The 15,132-nt window shown below is 64.3% G+C and carries 16 protein-coding genes; 10 read left to right on the forward strand and 6 right to left on the reverse strand.

Features of this window, described 5'->3' with window-relative positions; genetic code table 11:
- Nucleotides 1-11: 11 nt before the first annotated feature.
- Nucleotides 12-488: a Fur family transcriptional regulator Irr gene (gene irr, locus X265_RS33720; RefSeq protein WP_128968741.1), complete on the reverse strand. Its 477-nt coding sequence runs from the start codon at nt 486-488 to the stop codon at nt 12-14.
- A 180-nt stretch (nt 489-668) separates the two neighbouring features.
- Here irr and X265_RS33725 point away from each other — a divergent pair, with 180 nt between their 5' ends.
- Nucleotides 669-980, forward strand: a complete 312-nt coding sequence (locus tag X265_RS33725) for a hypothetical protein (protein ID WP_128968742.1) — start codon at nt 669-671, stop codon at nt 978-980.
- A 3-nt stretch (nt 981-983) separates the two neighbouring features.
- Here X265_RS33725 and X265_RS33730 read toward each other — a convergent pair whose 3' ends face one another.
- The 3 genes from X265_RS33730 to X265_RS33740 all read right to left on the reverse strand — a co-directional run bounded on the left by X265_RS33730 (nt 984) and on the right by X265_RS33740 (nt 3,134).
- Entirely contained in the window at nt 984-1,553 is a 570-nt protein-coding gene (locus X265_RS33730; protein ID WP_128968743.1) for a DUF2147 domain-containing protein, read from the reverse strand.
- Between the two features lie 32 nt (nt 1,554-1,585).
- The gene (locus tag X265_RS33735) at nt 1,586-2,248 is read right to left on the reverse strand and encodes a DUF3313 domain-containing protein (RefSeq protein ID WP_128968744.1); all 663 of its coding nucleotides are present in this window, start codon (nt 2,246-2,248) and stop codon (nt 1,586-1,588) included.
- Nucleotides 2,249-2,495: 247 nt separating this feature from the next.
- Nucleotides 2,496-3,134 carry a TetR/AcrR family transcriptional regulator gene (locus X265_RS33740; RefSeq protein ID WP_128968745.1) on the reverse strand — a complete coding sequence of 213 codons (639 nt, stop codon included), beginning with the start codon at nt 3,132-3,134 and terminating at the stop codon, nt 2,496-2,498.
- Between the two features lie 217 nt (nt 3,135-3,351).
- Here X265_RS33740 and X265_RS33745 point away from each other — a divergent pair, with 217 nt between their 5' ends.
- The 5 genes from X265_RS33745 to X265_RS33765 all read left to right on the forward strand — a co-directional run bounded on the left by X265_RS33745 (nt 3,352) and on the right by X265_RS33765 (nt 9,066).
- A complete protein-coding gene (locus X265_RS33745; RefSeq protein ID WP_128968746.1) occupies nt 3,352-4,902 on the forward strand; it encodes an ABC transporter substrate-binding protein in 1,551 nt (516 codons plus the stop codon).
- A gap of 201 nt (nt 4,903-5,103) precedes the next feature.
- Nucleotides 5,104-6,075, forward strand: coding sequence for an ABC transporter permease (locus tag X265_RS33750; RefSeq protein WP_128968747.1), 972 nt, complete (start codon nt 5,104-5,106; stop codon nt 6,073-6,075).
- The gene (locus tag X265_RS33755) at nt 6,072-6,911 is read left to right on the forward strand and encodes an ABC transporter permease (RefSeq protein WP_128968748.1); all 840 of its coding nucleotides are present in this window, start codon (nt 6,072-6,074) and stop codon (nt 6,909-6,911) included. The genes X265_RS33750 and X265_RS33755 overlap by 4 nt, the downstream gene beginning before the upstream one ends.
- A complete protein-coding gene (locus X265_RS33760) occupies nt 6,911-8,530 on the forward strand; it encodes an ABC transporter ATP-binding protein (protein WP_164938920.1) in 1,620 nt (539 codons plus the stop codon). The genes X265_RS33755 and X265_RS33760 overlap by 1 nt, the downstream gene beginning before the upstream one ends.
- A gap of 326 nt (nt 8,531-8,856) precedes the next feature.
- Complete coding sequence (locus tag X265_RS33765) at nt 8,857-9,066, forward strand: hypothetical protein (RefSeq protein WP_128968750.1); 210 nt, start codon at nt 8,857-8,859, stop codon at nt 9,064-9,066.
- A gap of 92 nt (nt 9,067-9,158) precedes the next feature.
- On the opposite strand, the gene X265_RS33770 is transcribed toward X265_RS33765, so the two are convergent.
- Both X265_RS33770 and X265_RS33775 read right to left on the reverse strand, forming a co-directional pair.
- Nucleotides 9,159-9,446 carry a hypothetical protein gene (locus tag X265_RS33770; protein ID WP_128968751.1) on the reverse strand — a complete coding sequence of 96 codons (288 nt, stop codon included), beginning with the start codon at nt 9,444-9,446 and terminating at the stop codon, nt 9,159-9,161.
- 123 nt (nt 9,447-9,569) lie between these two features.
- Entirely contained in the window at nt 9,570-10,028 is a 459-nt protein-coding gene (locus tag X265_RS33775; RefSeq protein WP_244659428.1) for a hypothetical protein, read from the reverse strand.
- Between X265_RS33775 and X265_RS33780 the strand changes: the two genes are divergently transcribed.
- The 4 genes from X265_RS33780 (at nt 10,027) to X265_RS33795 (ending at nt 14,960) form a co-directional block, all read left to right on the forward strand.
- On the forward strand, nt 10,027-10,347 hold the full coding sequence (locus tag X265_RS33780; protein ID WP_128968752.1) for a hypothetical protein: 321 nt from the start codon (nt 10,027-10,029) through the stop codon (nt 10,345-10,347). The genes X265_RS33775 and X265_RS33780 overlap by 2 nt on opposite strands.
- Nucleotides 10,348-10,569: 222 nt before the next feature.
- Nucleotides 10,570-11,292, forward strand: a complete 723-nt coding sequence (locus tag X265_RS33785; protein ID WP_128968753.1) for an outer membrane protein — start codon at nt 10,570-10,572, stop codon at nt 11,290-11,292.
- Between the two features lie 163 nt (nt 11,293-11,455).
- On the forward strand, nt 11,456-13,609 hold the full coding sequence (locus tag X265_RS33790) for a methyl-accepting chemotaxis protein (protein ID WP_128968754.1): 2,154 nt from the start codon (nt 11,456-11,458) through the stop codon (nt 13,607-13,609).
- Between the two features lie 289 nt (nt 13,610-13,898).
- On the forward strand, nt 13,899-14,960 hold the full coding sequence (locus X265_RS33795) for an MBL fold metallo-hydrolase (protein WP_128968755.1): 1,062 nt from the start codon (nt 13,899-13,901) through the stop codon (nt 14,958-14,960).
- The last annotated feature ends 172 nt before the right edge of the window (nt 14,961-15,132 follow it).

The raw sequence follows: 15,132 nt of genomic DNA on the forward strand, positions 1-15,132 counted from the left end.
CAGCGCCGCCATTACATCCGCTTCCGGCGCAGATGGATGATGACGTCGAGCCGCGCGATCTCGTGGCCGGGAAGCGCAACCGGCATCTTGCTGAAGGCAAGGCCGCCGGCGACGTCGACCAGCAGATCCTCGCCCTCCAGATAGAAGTGCGGATGGACTGACGTGTCGGTGTCGAAGAACGATTTGATTCCGTCGGCCGCGATCCGGCGCAGCAGGCCCGCCTCGGTGAACTGGTTCAGCGTGTTGTAGACGGTCGCTAGCGACAGATAGGCGTTTGCCGCCACCGCCTCGGCGTAGAGGCTCTCCGCCGTGACATGGCGATGGCCGCGCAGGAACAGCAGTTTGCCGAGCGCAAGACGCTGGCGGGTCGGGCGCAGGCCGGCATCGCTCAGCATTTGCAGGCAATGCTTGGCCCCATCGTCCGAGAGCAGGCCTGGCTCGACGGCATCCTCCCCGCCCGCAGGATTGTTGGTGGCCTGGATGTCCATCGGTCGTCTTGCCTCCCGCGAAAACGGACAGGGCGCGGCTTCCCCGTGCGCCAGTTGACATCGGATCGCAAAAGGGACGGCTTGGCTTTGATCCGGATCAAATCCGGGCCGGCCTCTGACCTATCGCAAGGCAGGTCGGTTTATTCCCAGCCAAGATGTTGTGGAATCGAAGAGGCCCCCATGACGAAGCCGGTTCCCGACAAGGCAGAAATCGCGCTCGAATATCCCGACAAATTCTATGTCGGCACCTTCGAGCATTCATCGCGATTCGAGGCACATCTCGACGGCAACGGCGTGGCACTCGTGCTCGAGCGTCCCGGGACCGAGGACGTGCGCAAGTCGGTGCACCTGCACATCAACTTCGGCCTGCTCGCCGGCATCTTGCGCGAGCTCGCAGGCAGCGTCGCTGCGATTCCAAAGGACGACATCGCCCATCGCGAGCTGCTCGCCAGCGCGCTGCGTGAATTGCAAGAGGCGCTGAAAACCTGCTGAGCCTTATTTGGCTTTGACCTGGGTCGGCTTCGGCGGCGGCACGTGCGCCCATTCCTTGTCGGCGCGGGGGCCGTTGAGATCGCCGGTGAGGCCGATCAGCTGGCCGGGCTGGACGTCGAGCGTCTGCTGCCAGGCCTGAGTCTGGCACAGGAACTTGATTAGGCACCCCCTGAGCTTGAGGCGATCGGCGGATTCGCGCCAGAGCGAGACTGCATAGGTCTTGCCGTCCTCGGCATTGTAGATCTCGCCGGCGAAGCGGCCGTCAGGCGTCGCCTGCAAGCCCATGATCAGCTGGTGGCCGAACAGCGCGCGGGCGCGCTTGTCGGCATCGGGGTTTTCCTTGTCGCGATAGGGTTGTCCGCGCTTGTCGGCCGGCTCCTTCATCCAGACGATGAAGCCGCAGATGCGGTCGCGCGACGGACCGCAACGCTCGAGCCTGATGCGGGCGCGGCCGTCCTCGACCAGCCAGGTGCCGCTGGGGTCGACGGGCGTGGCGGCGCCGGCGCGGCCGTCAAAGGCCATCATCGCGATGGTGACGGCGACACGCAGCACGAAACGAAGGAGGATGTTCATCAGCAGCACCTTTTGTAGGATCGATCGCGACGTCAGTTCAGTTGCGCCATCAGCGCATCGGCGCCCTTGTCGATACCGGCATTGGCGGCCGCCAGCGCGCCGACGCTGGCCTTGATGTCGTAGGCGCCGGGATATTGCCTGGTGACGTAGGCGGAGAGCAGACGCGTGGTCGAAGCGTCGAAAATCTCGACGCTGTAGATCACCGAGCCGGTCAGCATGCCCTCGCCGTCGCGCGCGGCCTGCACGCCGTTGTAAACCGCGCCCGCCATGTCGAAGCGGGAGAGTGTGCCGAGCACCGGCGTGTTGGTGACCGCGCCGGTCAGCGTCAACCTGATCCGCAGCGTCTCCGGCCCCCGCTCGCGCACCTGCGCGAAGCGGCTGCGCAGCCGCTCGGCGAAGCGGGTCTGCATGGTGGCGGCAAGCGTCGCCTTGTCCTGGTCGGACATGTCGCCGAACTGGTGATCCTTGCCACGATACACGACGACCGGTTCGAGGATCACTTTACGATAGGAGCGCCAGTCGACCGACGTGGAGTAGCGGTAGGGTACGCGACCGGAGGCATCCGAACGATCATCCGCAAGGTAGGCCGATGAAGCCAACTCTGAATAACGTACGGGTGCGACCGAGGCGCAGCCGGCCAGGACCGTGCCAAGCACCAGCGTTCCCAGACCGCGCAGGGCGATCGAGCGATCCATTTTTAAACTCCTCTTTCAGCTTCTCGACAGGCGAGGCGCGACCGCAGCCGCGTGCGGGACCAGACGCGGCTGCGACGCTCACCTTTGCCGACCCAAGGCGTCGTCCGGGGCCATGTCGGACGCTCAGGGCCGTCTCAGTGACTTCACTTATAAACCGACCAGTTGGTTTGTAAATAAGGAAATGAACCGATGCCATTTGGTCGCAGGCGCGACTTTGGGCAGGGATCGGCAGGACTTCGTTAACGATTCAGGCGCGCTTGCGCCGGCTTGCAGCTCTCGCGGTCGATGCGGCGCCGGATTTGGCGGGACGCTTCGCCCGAGACTGTTCAAGACCGTGCCATTGCGCGTCGTCGGCCAGGCGCGCGAAAAGCCGCTGCTGCTCATCTCTGTTGAGCGGCGACATTCCGAACAATGAGCTCAACAGTAATCCGATTGCCCCAGCCCAGCGCAGCATCGCGAGATCAGGATCGGCGGCCTCTTCCCTGATCGCGGCCATCCTCTTCATCTCGCGCTCGCGCGGCAACGCCATCAGGCCGGGATTCTCGACTATGGCCGCAACCAGCGCCAGTGCAGCGGAATTCGGCGAAGTTGCCGCTTCCCGCACGGTCGCGAGCTGGGTTGCCAGATTTGGATTGGGCGAGGTCGCGCTCACCTTCGCCATATAGGCCGAGGAGAACTCCTCGAAATGCGCCATCTGCCGCTCGAGCAGCGCTTTCAGCACCGCCTCCTTGGTGCGGAACTGGTGCATCACGCCGCCCTTGCTCAGACCGCTCTCACGCGCAATCGCATCGAGCGTCAGCCGGCCGGGTCCATCGCGCGCGATGATCGCGATGGCTGCTTCGAGCGCAGCATTGCGGGATCGTTCGGAGCGTGTGGCGTTGTCCATGCGCCGACTTGTCTCCATGACGAGACAATGAATCAAGTGAAAACCGGACGCGCTGTACATTTTTTGTGCGGACACTGTCGAGACTTTCATCTTGCGGCGCGGAACGGGACCGTGTGAGCCTCGCGCCCGGATGGGGACTGGGATGGGCCGGCCGTCGCTTCGCGCGCGAGGACGTCGCGAAGCGCTGACGGCTGGTCACGGTTGAGAAAGATACGACATGTCGAAACGAGTGTTGCTTGGTCTCCTCCTCGCTTGCGGCCTCACGGCCTCGGCGCTGGCGCAAGAGCCGAAGACGGGAGGCGTGATCAACGCCGTGATCCAGCCCGAGCCGCCCGGCCTGATGCTTGCGATGATCCAGAACGGCCCGACCCAGATGGTGTCGGGCAACATCTTCGAGGGGCTCCTGCGCTACAGCCCCAAGCTCGAGCCGCAGCCGGAGCTCGCCGAAAGCTGGAGCGTCAGCGAGGACGCCAAGACTTACACCTTCAAGCTTCGAAAGGGCGTCACCTGGCATGACGGCAAGCCCTTCACCGCCGCCGACGTGCTGTTCTCGGTCGAGATGCTGAAGCAGACGCATGCGCGCGCCCGCAACAACCTCGCGCAGGTCGAAAAGGTCGAGGCGCCAGACGATTACACCGTCGTCTTCACGTTGAAGCAGCCGTTCGGCCCGTTCCTCGGCATCTTCGAGGTCGGCTCGATGCCGATGGTGCCGAAGCATCTCTATGAAGGCACCGACTGGAAGACCAATCCGTACAACAACGCACCTGTCGGCACCGGCCCCTTCATGTTCAAGGAATGGCAGAAGGGCTCGTTCATCCGGCTGGTCAAGAACCCGAACTATTACGAAAAGGGCAAGCCCTATATCGACGAGATCTACTGGCAGGTCATCCCCGACGCTGCCGCGCGCTCGGTGGCGTACGAGACCGGCAAGGTCGACGTGCTGCCCGGCGGCTCGGTCGAGAATTTCGACGTGCCGCGGCTGTCCAAATTGAAGGACACCTGCGTCACCGGGGCCGGCTGGGAGTTCTTCTCGCCGCTGGCCTGGCTGTGGCTCAACAATCGTCAGGGCCCGCTGGCCGACAAGCGGGTGCGCCAGGCGATCATGTATGCGATCGACCGCGATTTCGCCAAGGACGTGATCTGGAACGGGCTCGGCAAGGTCGCAACCGGGCCCTCGGCCTCGACCATCAAGTACTACACCGACGACGTGCCGAAATATCCATACGATCCGGCCAAGGCCAAGGCGCTGCTGAAGGAAGCCGGCTACAAGGGCGAGAAGATCCGCCTGCTGCCGCTCGCCTATGGCGAGACCTGGCAGCGCTGGGGTGAAGCCGTGAAGCAGAACCTGATGGATGTCGGCATGAACATCGAGACGATCTCGACCGACGTCGCTGGCGGCAACCAGAAGATCGGCGACTGGGATTACGACATCGCCTTCACCTATCTCTACCAGTACGGCGATCCCGCGCTCGGGGTGGGGCGCAATTACGTCTCCAGCGCCATCGCGAAGGGCCAGGTGTTCAACAACGTCGAGGGCTACTCCAACCCCGAGATCGACAAGCTGTTCGCAGACGGCGCGGTCGCAACGCCCGATTCCAAGCGCAAGGAGATCTACGAGAAGGCGCAGAAGATCCTGGTCGAGGACGTGCCGGTGGCCTGGATGCTCGAGCTGCAATTCCCGACCATCACCCGCTGCAAGGTCAAGAATTTGATCACCACGGGCATTGGGGTGAACGACGGCTTCAAAGACGCATGGCTCGAGAAGTGAGTTGTCGTTTGCGGTCGAACGTCAAGGACGGTGCACCTCTCCCGCTTGCGGGGGAGGTCGGCGCGAAGCGCCGGGTGGGGGCTTTCTCCACTCGGGGACCCTATTCGCGGAGGCACCCCCACCCCAGCCCTCCCCCGCAAGCGGGAGAGGGAGCGCACCGTCGCCGCGGCGACACTCTGGCAAAATTGACCTAGTTCTAAGATGCTCTCCTTCGTCACTCAGCGTGTCCTGAAAGGCGCGATCGTTCTGCTTGCGATCGTCGTCCTCAATTTCTTCCTGATACGGCTTGCGCCCGGTGACCCCGCGGTCGTGATGGCGGGCGAAGCCGGGGCCAGCGACCAGGTGTTCGTCAAGCAGCTCCGGGAAAAGTTCGGCCTCGACAAGCCGCTGCCCGAGCAGCTCTTCATCTACGTCAAGGGCATTGCGACCCTCGATCTCGGCTTCTCGTTCCGCCAGCAGGCGCCGGTGGCGAAGCTGATCGCGGAACGGTTGCCTGCGACGCTGTTGTTGACCTTGACGGCATTCGCGATCTCGCTAGCACTCGGCGTTGTCTTCGGCACCTTCGCCGCACGCTTCGCCGGCACCTTCCTCGACACCGGCATCACCATCTTTGCGCTGATCTTCTACGCCATGCCGATCTTCTGGGTCGCGCTGATGGGAATTCTGCTGTTCTCCGTCACCGTCGACTGGCTGCCGAGCTTCGGCTATGAGACCGTCGGCGCCAACCTCACCGGCTTTGCCCATGTCATCGACGTCGCAAAGCACCTGATCATGCCGGCGATGACGCTCGGGCTGTTCTTCATGGCGACCTACACCCGCATGACCCGCGCCTCGATGCTGGAGGTGAAACGGCTAGATTTCGTCAAGACCGCCCGCGCCAAGGGCCTCTCCGATGCCGTGATCCAGCGCCGCCACGTGTTGCGCAACGCGCTCCTCCCTGTCGTGACACTCGCCGGCGTCCATGCCGGCACGCTGATCGGCGGTGCCGTCATCACCGAGACCGTGTTCGCCTGGCCCGGCATCGGGCGCCTGATGTACGACGCACTGCTGCAGCGCGACTACAATCTGCTGCTCGGCGTCTTCGTGACCTGCTCGGTCATGGTGCTGATCTTCAACCTCATCACCGACCTGATCTATCGCCTGGTCGACCCACGCATCGAATTCGCCGCATGAAACAGTTCTGGACATCGATGCTGAAGAGCCCGAGCGGCGTCATCGGCCTCATCATCCTCCTGCTCGCGATATCGGTCGCGGTATTCGGGCCGCTGCTGTTTCCGAACTCGCCCTGGCGCATGGTGCAGCGGCCGTTCCTGCCGCCATTCACGCTCGCCGCCGTGCCGCTCGGCACCGACGCACTCGGCCGCGACGTGTTCGCCGGCATGATCTTCGGCGCACGCGTGTCGCTGCTGGTCGGCCTCGTCTCGACGCTGGTCGCGCTGGTGGTCGGCGTGCCGATCGGCGCCATGGCCGGCTATTTCGGCGGCAAGGTCGACGACGCGCTGATGCGCTTCACCGAGTTCTTCCAGACCATTCCGAGTTTTGCGCTCGCGATCGTGCTGGTCGCGATCCTGCAGCCCTCGATCTATTCGATCGTGGCCTCGATCGCCGTGGTGAGTTGGCCGCCGGTCGCACGCCTCGTGCGCGGCGAGGTGCTGTCGCTGCGCACGCGCGAATATGTCCAGGCCGCCGTGGTCACCGGGCAAAGCAACAGCTGGATCATCCTGCGCGAGATCCTGCCCAACGCGCTGTCGCCGGTGATAGTGCTGGCCTCGCTGATGGTGGCAACCGCGATCCTCTTGGAATCCTCGCTGTCCTTCCTCGGCCTCGGCGATCCCAACCTGATCTCCTGGGGCTACATGGTCGGCGCCGGCCGCACGGTGATACGCCAGGCCTGGTGGATCACCGTGTTTCCCGGCGTTGCCATCCTGATCTCGGTGCTCGGGCTGAACCTGATCGGCGAAGGCCTCAACGACGCGCTCAATCCGCGCCTGTCGCGGGAGGGACACTAATGACCGCCCCTGCCGCCGTCTCGATCAACAACCTGAAGATCGCACTGCCCAAGGGCGCCGAACGTCCCTTCGCCGTCGATGGCGTCTCGTTCGATTTGCGCCCCGGCAAGATCGTCTGCGTCGTCGGCGAGTCCGGCTCCGGCAAGTCGATGTGCGCGCATGCGCTGATGGGCTTGCTGCCGGATACGGTTTCCGTCACCTCCGGCGAGATCCAATTCGAAGGCCGAGACCTGCTCAAGCTCGACGACGACGGCTGGCGCGATCTGCGCGGCCGCCGCATCGCGATGATCTTCCAGGAGCCGATGACCGCGCTCAATCCCTTGATGCGGATCGGCGACCAGATGGCGGAGATGTTCGAGGCCCACGGCCTGCTGACGCCGAAGGAGCGGCGCGCCAAAGCGCTGTCGTTGGCGCGGGAAGTCGGCCTGCCCGACCCCGAACGCATCGTGCGCGCCTATCCGCACCAGCTCTCCGGGGGCCAGCGCCAGCGCGCCATGATCGCGATGGCGCTCGCGCTGGAGCCGGCGGTGCTGGTCGCGGACGAGCCGACCACCGCGCTCGATGTCACCACGCAGGCGCAGATCCTGAAGCTGATCCGCAATCTCCAGCGCAACCGCAACATGGCGGTGATGTTCATCACTCATGATTTCGGCGTCGTTGCCGACATCGCCGACCAGGTCGTGGTGCTCCGCCACGGCAAGGTCGTGGAGGAAGGCCCTGCCGCGACCGTCTTCAGCGAACCGCAGCACGACTACACCAAGGCGCTGCTCGCCGCGGTGCCCTCGATGCATCCGCCGGCGCGCGCGGCGCTGGACGATCAGGCCAAAGCCGTCGAGGTGATCGGGCTGGACAAGACCTACGTGACTTCGGGCGGCTGGTTTCGCGAGGACCGCCGCGTCGAGGCCGCCCGCGCGGTCAACTTCGACATCCTCAAGGGCGAGACGCTCGGGCTCGTCGGCGAATCCGGCTCCGGCAAATCCTCGGTCGCCCGGCTCGTGATGCGACTGATCGAAGCCGACCGTGGCACGGTGCGGATCGGCGACACCGATCTCACGTCTCTTTCTGGCAAGGCGTTGCGCACTGAACGCCATCGCATTCAGATGATCTTCCAGGATCCGTTTGCCTCGCTCAATCCGCGCCGCAAGGTTGGCCACATCATCGCCGATGGCCCCATCGCGGCCGGCCTCGATCCGAAGATCGCATTCGACCGCGCCCGCGATCTCCTCAAGATGGTCGGCCTCGACGCCGGTGCGCTCGAACGCTATCCGCACGAATTTTCCGGCGGCCAGCGTCAGCGCATCGGGATTGCGCGTGCGCTCGCGCTCGAGCCCGAGGTCATCGTCGCGGACGAAGCCGTCTCCGCACTCGACGTCTCCGTGCAGGCGCAGGTCTTGAGGCTGCTCGAAGATCTCAAGGCGCGGCTCGGCCTTTCGATGCTGTTCATCACTCACGATCTGCGGGTCGCGGCTCAAATCTGCGACCGCATCGCGGTGATGCAGCGCGGCGCCGTCGTCGAGCTGAAGCCGACGGTGCAACTCTTCAGAGCGCCGGAACATTCCTACACGCGCGAACTGCTCGCGGCGGTTCCAGGGCGGAAGGAACGCGCGCCCGCTGCATGAAGCCTTTTTGTTTCGGTATTCCGGCCCGTCTTAGGAACGGACCGGTCACGGGCTTTTTATCCCCTGTGACCGCCTGCAGGGCTGCAAAGCCGAAGCCGGTACCCCACATTCGTATGAAATGATTTCCATCATCTGATGATGGACCGACGATCGATTGGAGCCGATATGGGCCAGATTATTCAGTTTGTCTCGAAGTCCGAGCGCGAGCGTCTTCGCCTCATCCAGGAAGCGCGCGCGATCTACGATAGCATCTTCCCGCCTGACGATTCGACCGGTGAGCACGCGAGTGGATCCGACGCGCGCCGAAATGACGGGAGCAATCTCGCGTGATCAAGATCATCGCTGTGCTCTGCAGCCTCGCCGCGCCGGGAAGCTGCCACGAACAACTCGTCACTTCCTCCGACTTCGCCGAGGTCTCGGTGCAGTCCTGCATGATGGGCGCGCCGCAACTCGCCGAGTGGATGAACCAGCATCCGGCAGAGCGACTGGCAGGATGGCGGTGCGTGATCGGTCAACAGAGCGGCCGCGGAATCTAGGGCCGCGCTCGTTCGACCTCGTCGATCGGTCTTTCCAGGAAACAGACGCGTAGACTAAATCCGCGGCGCGGCTTGGCAACGCTTGCCGCATCTTACCGCGGATTGGTGTTGCTCCAGGTCGGGACTGCATTGGTGACGCCGACCGACGGCCAATTATATGTCCCGATCGACGGCGCCGTGACCGTGCCTACCGTCTGTCCTGACGAGCCGTAAGATGGCCTCGGCTGCGCCGCAATCACGCCGGAGCCGCCATAGGCCGGAGCCACGACATTCGTGTTGTAGTGCCGGCTCGCACGGACCTTCTTTGCCTCAGCCGTGATCGGCGCGGCAAGCAGTCCGGTCGTGAGGAGCGCGGCGATGGCGAGCCTGGTCGTTGTCATGACTGATCCCTTCCTGCGCTACCGCCTATGATCCAGATGTTCATTCAGCAAAGAAACGCCATAGGCCTCCGTTCATAACTCCGTGTGCGCAGGAATGTGCCGGTACACGAAGGCGCCCTCCGATCAGCGCCGCTTGGGCCGGGACGCCGTGCGGCCGTGGCGCTCCTTCACCGCCGCGACCGAATGCATCAGCTCCTTGAAGGCAATGATCGCCTTGTCTTGTTCAAGCCCACGTCCGTCGTGCACCTCCAGATGTTCGATGACCGCGAGCAGCGCATCTGCAACTCGGCCGATCTGCTTTCCATAACCCGCAACATCGGACAGCACATCCTTCTCGACCTCAGGTGCCGAAGATTGCCCGACGGTGATGTTGATGAGGCCGAACTGGCCACCGGCAGGGCTGAAAAACGATGGATAAATGGACTGAACGACATCCCCCGACAGGGGCAGCTTGAATACGGGCATGATGTTCCCCTCGCTGACGTTCGACCGGCAGAGACACACTACCACGATCATGGCCGCCTTCGGATCGGCCCGAATCAGCGCTACAGGCTGCGACGACTTCGCGCCTTGAGGTGACATGACGGGCCCCGAACTGAAGCAATTGCGCGCCGACCTGTCCGAGGTGCTCGGACAGGCGCTCACCGCGGCCGACATGGCGAAGCTGTGCGGCTTGCCGGAGAAGGGCGGCGCCGACACGATTCGGCGCTGGGAAGTGAGCGGGCCGACGCTCGCGGCGACCAAGGTGCTGCGCGTGCTTGCGATGGCCAGCGAGCGCTATCCGATCATGGAGAAGTTCGACATCTTCGACCGTCATGACGTGCGGGAGGATGAGCGGCCGGCCAGGCGCGCGGCGTTCCGCGCGCAGATGCGCGACGAGGTGTTGCGGCGCCTTGGTTAACGAGATGCGTGCGCGAGGTTACCGGAAGCGCCTCGAATTAAGCCTTCCTTCAGCACTTCTTAAGCCGCCATTAAGCACGCAAATCAATTGAAGCCCAATAAGTTAGCTTAGGCGCTGCTGTGCCACACGTGTGACAGCATTTTCCTCAAAAGCAAGCTATCTGCAAAACCAACGCGGTGCGGACAGCGCGCTGCCGGGGACCTTAGTGCTGGAGTTTGGACGATGAAGAAGTTTCTGTTTGCGACCGTTGCACTGCTCGTTGTGGGCGCGGCTGCGCCGGCGATCGGCGCCGATCTCGGCGCCCGCCCCTATTACAACAAGGCTGCGCCGGCCTACGTCGCGCCGATCTACAACTGGACCGGTTTCTACATCGGCGGCCATATCGGCGGTGCGTTCTCGAGCGACAACAATTTCAGCGGCCTCTCGACCGGCAACAACGGCAACGGCCGTTTCCTCGGCGGCTTGCAGGCGGGCATGGATTGGCAGGTCAATCCGAACTTCGTGGTCGGCGCCGAAGCCCAGTATTCCTGGCTTTCCGGCAATGTCGGCGCGGTGTTCCCGGGCGGCACTTACACCAACGACCAGCGCGGCCTCGGCTCGATCACCGGGCGCGTCGGCTACACCTGGGGCCCAGGCCTGGTCTACGTGAAGGGCGGCTACGCCTATTCTGACAACAACGAGAAGGTCACCGTCGGCGGCGTGCCGGCAGCCTTCATCATCGATGGCGATCACCGCAACGGCTACACCGTCGGCGCCGGTCTCGAATACATGTTCGCGCCGAACTGGTCGGCCAAGGCCGAATACCAGTATTACAATTTCGGCGACGCGCACTTCACGGCAGGTCCGCTGGTCGGCACCGGCAACTTCACCACCGACGACCACACCTTCAAGGCCGGCCTCAACTATCGCTTCAACTGGGCAAGCCCGGTCGTCGCGCGCTACTGATCGCGCCTGAAGAGACCGCTTCACCGAGGGCCGGCATCATTGCCGGCCCTTTCTTTTTTCGCCCTGCGGAACTGCCAAGCTTTTGTGCAACTTGCGATTTTTTAACCCGGCCCGGGGATACTCCGCGACGAAAACATAAGATTACGGGTGTGGGGGAATTTCGATGGCGATCCGTCTGGGCGTTGGCCGTGTCCTTGGCCGTCTCAAGCCGCGTTTCAAAATGCCGAGATGGGGCCTGCGCGGCAGCCTGTTCGCGGCTTTCGCCGTGATCGCCGGCATGGGGCTCGTGATCGCGGGCGGCGCCGGCTTCGTATTCAACCATCTCGGCTCGACGATGATGGATCTGAGCGGCCGCGACATCCCGCGCCTCTCCGCCAGCCTTCAGCTCGCCTCGCAGAGCGCGACGCTCGCCGCGCAGGGGCCGGGCCTGCTCGCCTCACCCACCGACGATGCGCTGAACGAGCGCACCAAGAACGTGAAGGAAATCCAGCAGCTCGCGATGGGCAAGCTCGGCGAAATCATCGAGCTCGGCGCCGACCAGCAGACGGCGAGCGCGCTCCGCGACACCGCCAAGAGCATCGACGAGGCCACGCAGAGCCTGGTCTCGGCCGCGCGCGAACGGCTCGACACCGGCGCGCTGCACGACAAGCAATACGAAGCATTGCGCAAGGCCCAACAGTCCTTCGTCGGCGCCGCCGGCCCGGCCATGCTGGACGCGCAAACGCGCCTCAACGCGATCCTCGGTTCGGCGGAAGTGTCGGCCGACGACGCCACCGAAGCCGCACGCACCGTTTCGCAGATCTCGACCGTCTCCGCCAACGGCAACCTGATGGCCGCCGACATGATGGCGGCCCTCTCCGCCAACAGCAGTGATACGCTCGAGGCGATCGAGAAGGAATTCAAGACCACCCGCGACCGCGTCAAGTCCAACCTCGATGACCTCCCGAACATTCCCTCGGTCCAGGCCGTGCGCGACACCGTGCAGAAGCTGTTCGCCTTCGGAGAAGGCAAGAGCGGCGTGTTCAAGATCCGCCAGAAGGAGCTCGACTCCATCGACTACGGCCAGACCATCCTGGACGAGACCCGCAAGCTCAATGTCGGCCTCGGCATCAGCGTGCAGGCGCTCGTCGACGGCGTGCAGAAGGAGACCAACGCCTCGACCTTCCGGGCGCGTCAGGAGATCTCGCTCGCCACGACCGCCATGCTGGCCCTGGGCGGCCTCACCTTGATCGGTTCGGCGCTGTTCGTCTGGCTCTATGTCGGCCGCAACATCCTGCGCCGCATCCGCGAGCTTCAGCGCGCCATGCAGCTGCTCTCGGCCGGCGACCTCGACACCGAGATCGTCCGCTCACGACAGAACGACGAGATCGGCGCGATGAAGGAAACGCTGACCGTGTTCCGCGACAGCATGATCGAGGCCCGGGCGCTTGCGAGCGAGCAGGAAAAGGATCGCGTCGCCAAGGCCGAGCGTGCCGCGCAGATGGAAGCCAAGATCGCGGAGTTCGAGGGCACGGTGCGTGGCGCGCTCGACAATCTCGCGCAATCGGCCAATTCGATGCAGGCAACCGCGCAGAGCATGTCGACCACCGCCGATCAGTCCAACGCGCTGGTGAACGCAGTTGCGTCCGCCGCGGAGGAGACCTCGGTCAACGTGCAGACGGTGTCGTCGGGCACCGAGCAGCTGTCGTCCTCGATCGAGGAGATCAGCAAGCAGGTGGTCACCTCGGCCGCGATCGCCAAGAAGGCGGTGGACGAGGCCGGCGCCACCGACGCGACGGTTCAGAGCCTTGCCGACAGCGCCAGCCGCATCAGCGTCGTGGTCGACCTGATTCAGACGATTGCCTCACAAACCAACCTGCTCGCGCTCAACGCCACCATCGAGGCGGCGCGTGCAGGCGAAGCCGGCCGGGGCTTTGCGGTGGTGGCGTCCGAGGTGAAAAGCCTCGCGAGCCAGACCGCGAAGGCGACGGACGAAATCCGAGCCCAGATCGCCAGCATGCAGCAGGTCACGACATCGGCCGTCGGCGCCATCCAGGGCATCGGCCGGATCATCGGCGAGATCAATGACGTCACCACGACCATTGCAGCCGCGGTCGAGGAACAGGGCGCAGCGACCCGCGAGATCGCCCGCAACATCCAGCATGCCGCCGGCGGCACCAGCGAGGTCTCCAGCAACATCGTCGGCGTCTCCACCGCCTCCGCCGAAGCCGGTGCCGCGGCTAGCGAGGTGCTGAGTGCGTCAGACGCGCTCCGCCGAGAAGCCGACATGCTGCGCGGAGAGATCGACGCGTTCCTCAACAACATGCGGGCGGCGTAAAGCGGCGTCCACACGGGGACTCCACTCCCTCTCCCGCTTGCGGGGGAGGGCAGGGTGGGGGTGCCTCGGCGTTGGGAGTATCTGAGGCACATCGAAACCGTCCCCGGGTGGAGCGAGCCCCCACCCGGCGCTTCGCGCCGACCTCCCCGCAAGCGGGAGAGGTGACCGAATTCGGGGCACGATTGTCCCACATCACGGAAAAACATCACGCGGAATGACCGCCATGCGGAGACCACGGCCCGCACTTTTTCGGCTGGCGCCTCGCCCGCGCTGGGTTTAAGCCGGTAACATGAACGCGAAAACCGACACCGTGCAGTCCTCCGCCGAGGCCCTGCGCTATCCCTGGGACCAGCATCCCGGCCACGACGAGATCGTCGAAGTGCGTCCCGGCGTGTTGTGGGCGCGGCTGAAATTGCCGTTCCGCCTCAACCACGTGAACATCTATCTGCTCGCCGACGGGGATGGCTATGCGATGGTCGATGCCGGATTCGGCAACGAGGAGACCATCGAGGCCTGGACCAAGCTGTTCGAGGGACCGCTGAAGGGCGTGACCATCACGCGCCTGATCGTCACGCATTCGCACCCCGACCATGTCGGACTCGCCGGCTGGATCGTCGAGCGGTTCAACTGCCCGCTGGTGATGTCGCAGGTCGAATATCTGCAATCGGTCTATCACCAGAACCGCGGCACCGAGGAGCGGCGCGAAGCGCAGCGGCTGTTCTTCCGCCGCCACGGCATGGACGAGTCGCTCACCGAAAAGCTGCTCGGTCGTGGTCAGGATTATCTCAAGCGCGTCTCGGTGCTGCCGCCGTCCTACCGCCGCATCTCGCATGGCGACGAGGTCGTGATCGGCACACGCCGCTTCAAGGTGATCACCGGCGGCGGCCACGCGCTCGACCAGGTGATGCTGTATTGCGCCGACGACAAGCTGTTCCTCTCCGCCGACCAGGTGCTGAGCAAGATCTCGCCGAACGTCAGCGTCTGGGCGGTCGAGCCCGACCAGAATTCGCTCGGCGAATACCTGGCCTCGCTTGCGAGCCTCACCACCACCCTGCCCTATGACCTCCTGGTGCTGCCCGGTCATGGCGTGCCGTTCTACGGGCTCAAGACCCGCATCAAGCAGCTCGCCGATCATCACGAGGAGCGCTGCCGCCTGATCGCGGAAGCCTGCCGAGAGGTGCCGCAGACCTCGCGCGCCCTGGTGCCCGTGGTGTTCAACAAGCACGTGCTGGACGAGCACCAGATGGGCTTTGCCGCCGGCGAGCTCGTCGCCCACGTCAACTACATGATCGTCGAAGGCCGGCTGACGGCCGAGACCAAGGACGGCGTGCTGCAGTTCAGGACGACGTGAGCCGTCGTCTCGACCTCGCCCCGTTTGCGCGGCGAGGAGCAGATGGATGGTGCGAAGCAGCATTCTAAGTCGCGCGGACTTGATCGGGATCAAGTCGCGGCGCACCGGATAGGGCATTTTGCCCAAATGCCCCTCACGGCCGAATGTGGCATAGCGCATAGACATTGGAGCT

This window comes from Bradyrhizobium guangdongense (assembly GCF_004114975.1).
Lineage (GTDB): Bacteria > Pseudomonadota > Alphaproteobacteria > Rhizobiales > Xanthobacteraceae > Bradyrhizobium > Bradyrhizobium guangdongense.

What these genes read in the sequence shown, in the direction of transcription:
- X265_RS33760 (WP_164938920.1), top strand. Translation starts at nt 6,911, where the DNA reads ATGACCGCCCCTGCCGCCGTCTCGATCAACAACCTGAAGATCGCACTG.
- X265_RS33730 (WP_128968743.1), bottom strand. Translation starts at nt 1,553, where the DNA reads ATGAACATCCTCCTTCGTTTCGTGCTGCGTGTCGCCGTCACCATCGCG.
- X265_RS33745 (WP_128968746.1), top strand. Translation starts at nt 3,352, where the DNA reads ATGTCGAAACGAGTGTTGCTTGGTCTCCTCCTCGCTTGCGGCCTCACG.
- X265_RS33785 (WP_128968753.1), top strand. Translation starts at nt 10,570, where the DNA reads ATGAAGAAGTTTCTGTTTGCGACCGTTGCACTGCTCGTTGTGGGCGCG.
- X265_RS33740 (WP_128968745.1), bottom strand. Translation starts at nt 3,134, where the DNA reads ATGGACAACGCCACACGCTCCGAACGATCCCGCAATGCTGCGCTCGAA.
- X265_RS33735 (WP_128968744.1), bottom strand. Translation starts at nt 2,248, where the DNA reads ATGGATCGCTCGATCGCCCTGCGCGGTCTGGGAACGCTGGTGCTTGGC.
- X265_RS33775 (WP_244659428.1), bottom strand. Translation starts at nt 10,028, where the DNA reads ATGTCACCTCAAGGCGCGAAGTCGTCGCAGCCTGTAGCGCTGATTCGG.
- irr (WP_128968741.1), bottom strand. Translation starts at nt 488, where the DNA reads ATGGACATCCAGGCCACCAACAATCCTGCGGGCGGGGAGGATGCCGTC.
- X265_RS33790 (WP_128968754.1), top strand. Translation starts at nt 11,456, where the DNA reads ATGGCGATCCGTCTGGGCGTTGGCCGTGTCCTTGGCCGTCTCAAGCCG.
- X265_RS33725 (WP_128968742.1), top strand. Translation starts at nt 669, where the DNA reads ATGACGAAGCCGGTTCCCGACAAGGCAGAAATCGCGCTCGAATATCCC.
- X265_RS33795 (WP_128968755.1), top strand. Translation starts at nt 13,899, where the DNA reads ATGAACGCGAAAACCGACACCGTGCAGTCCTCCGCCGAGGCCCTGCGC.
- X265_RS33750 (WP_128968747.1), top strand. Translation starts at nt 5,104, where the DNA reads ATGCTCTCCTTCGTCACTCAGCGTGTCCTGAAAGGCGCGATCGTTCTG.
- X265_RS33770 (WP_128968751.1), bottom strand. Translation starts at nt 9,446, where the DNA reads ATGACAACGACCAGGCTCGCCATCGCCGCGCTCCTCACGACCGGACTG.
- X265_RS33780 (WP_128968752.1), top strand. Translation starts at nt 10,027, where the DNA reads ATGACGGGCCCCGAACTGAAGCAATTGCGCGCCGACCTGTCCGAGGTG.
- X265_RS33755 (WP_128968748.1), top strand. Translation starts at nt 6,072, where the DNA reads ATGAAACAGTTCTGGACATCGATGCTGAAGAGCCCGAGCGGCGTCATC.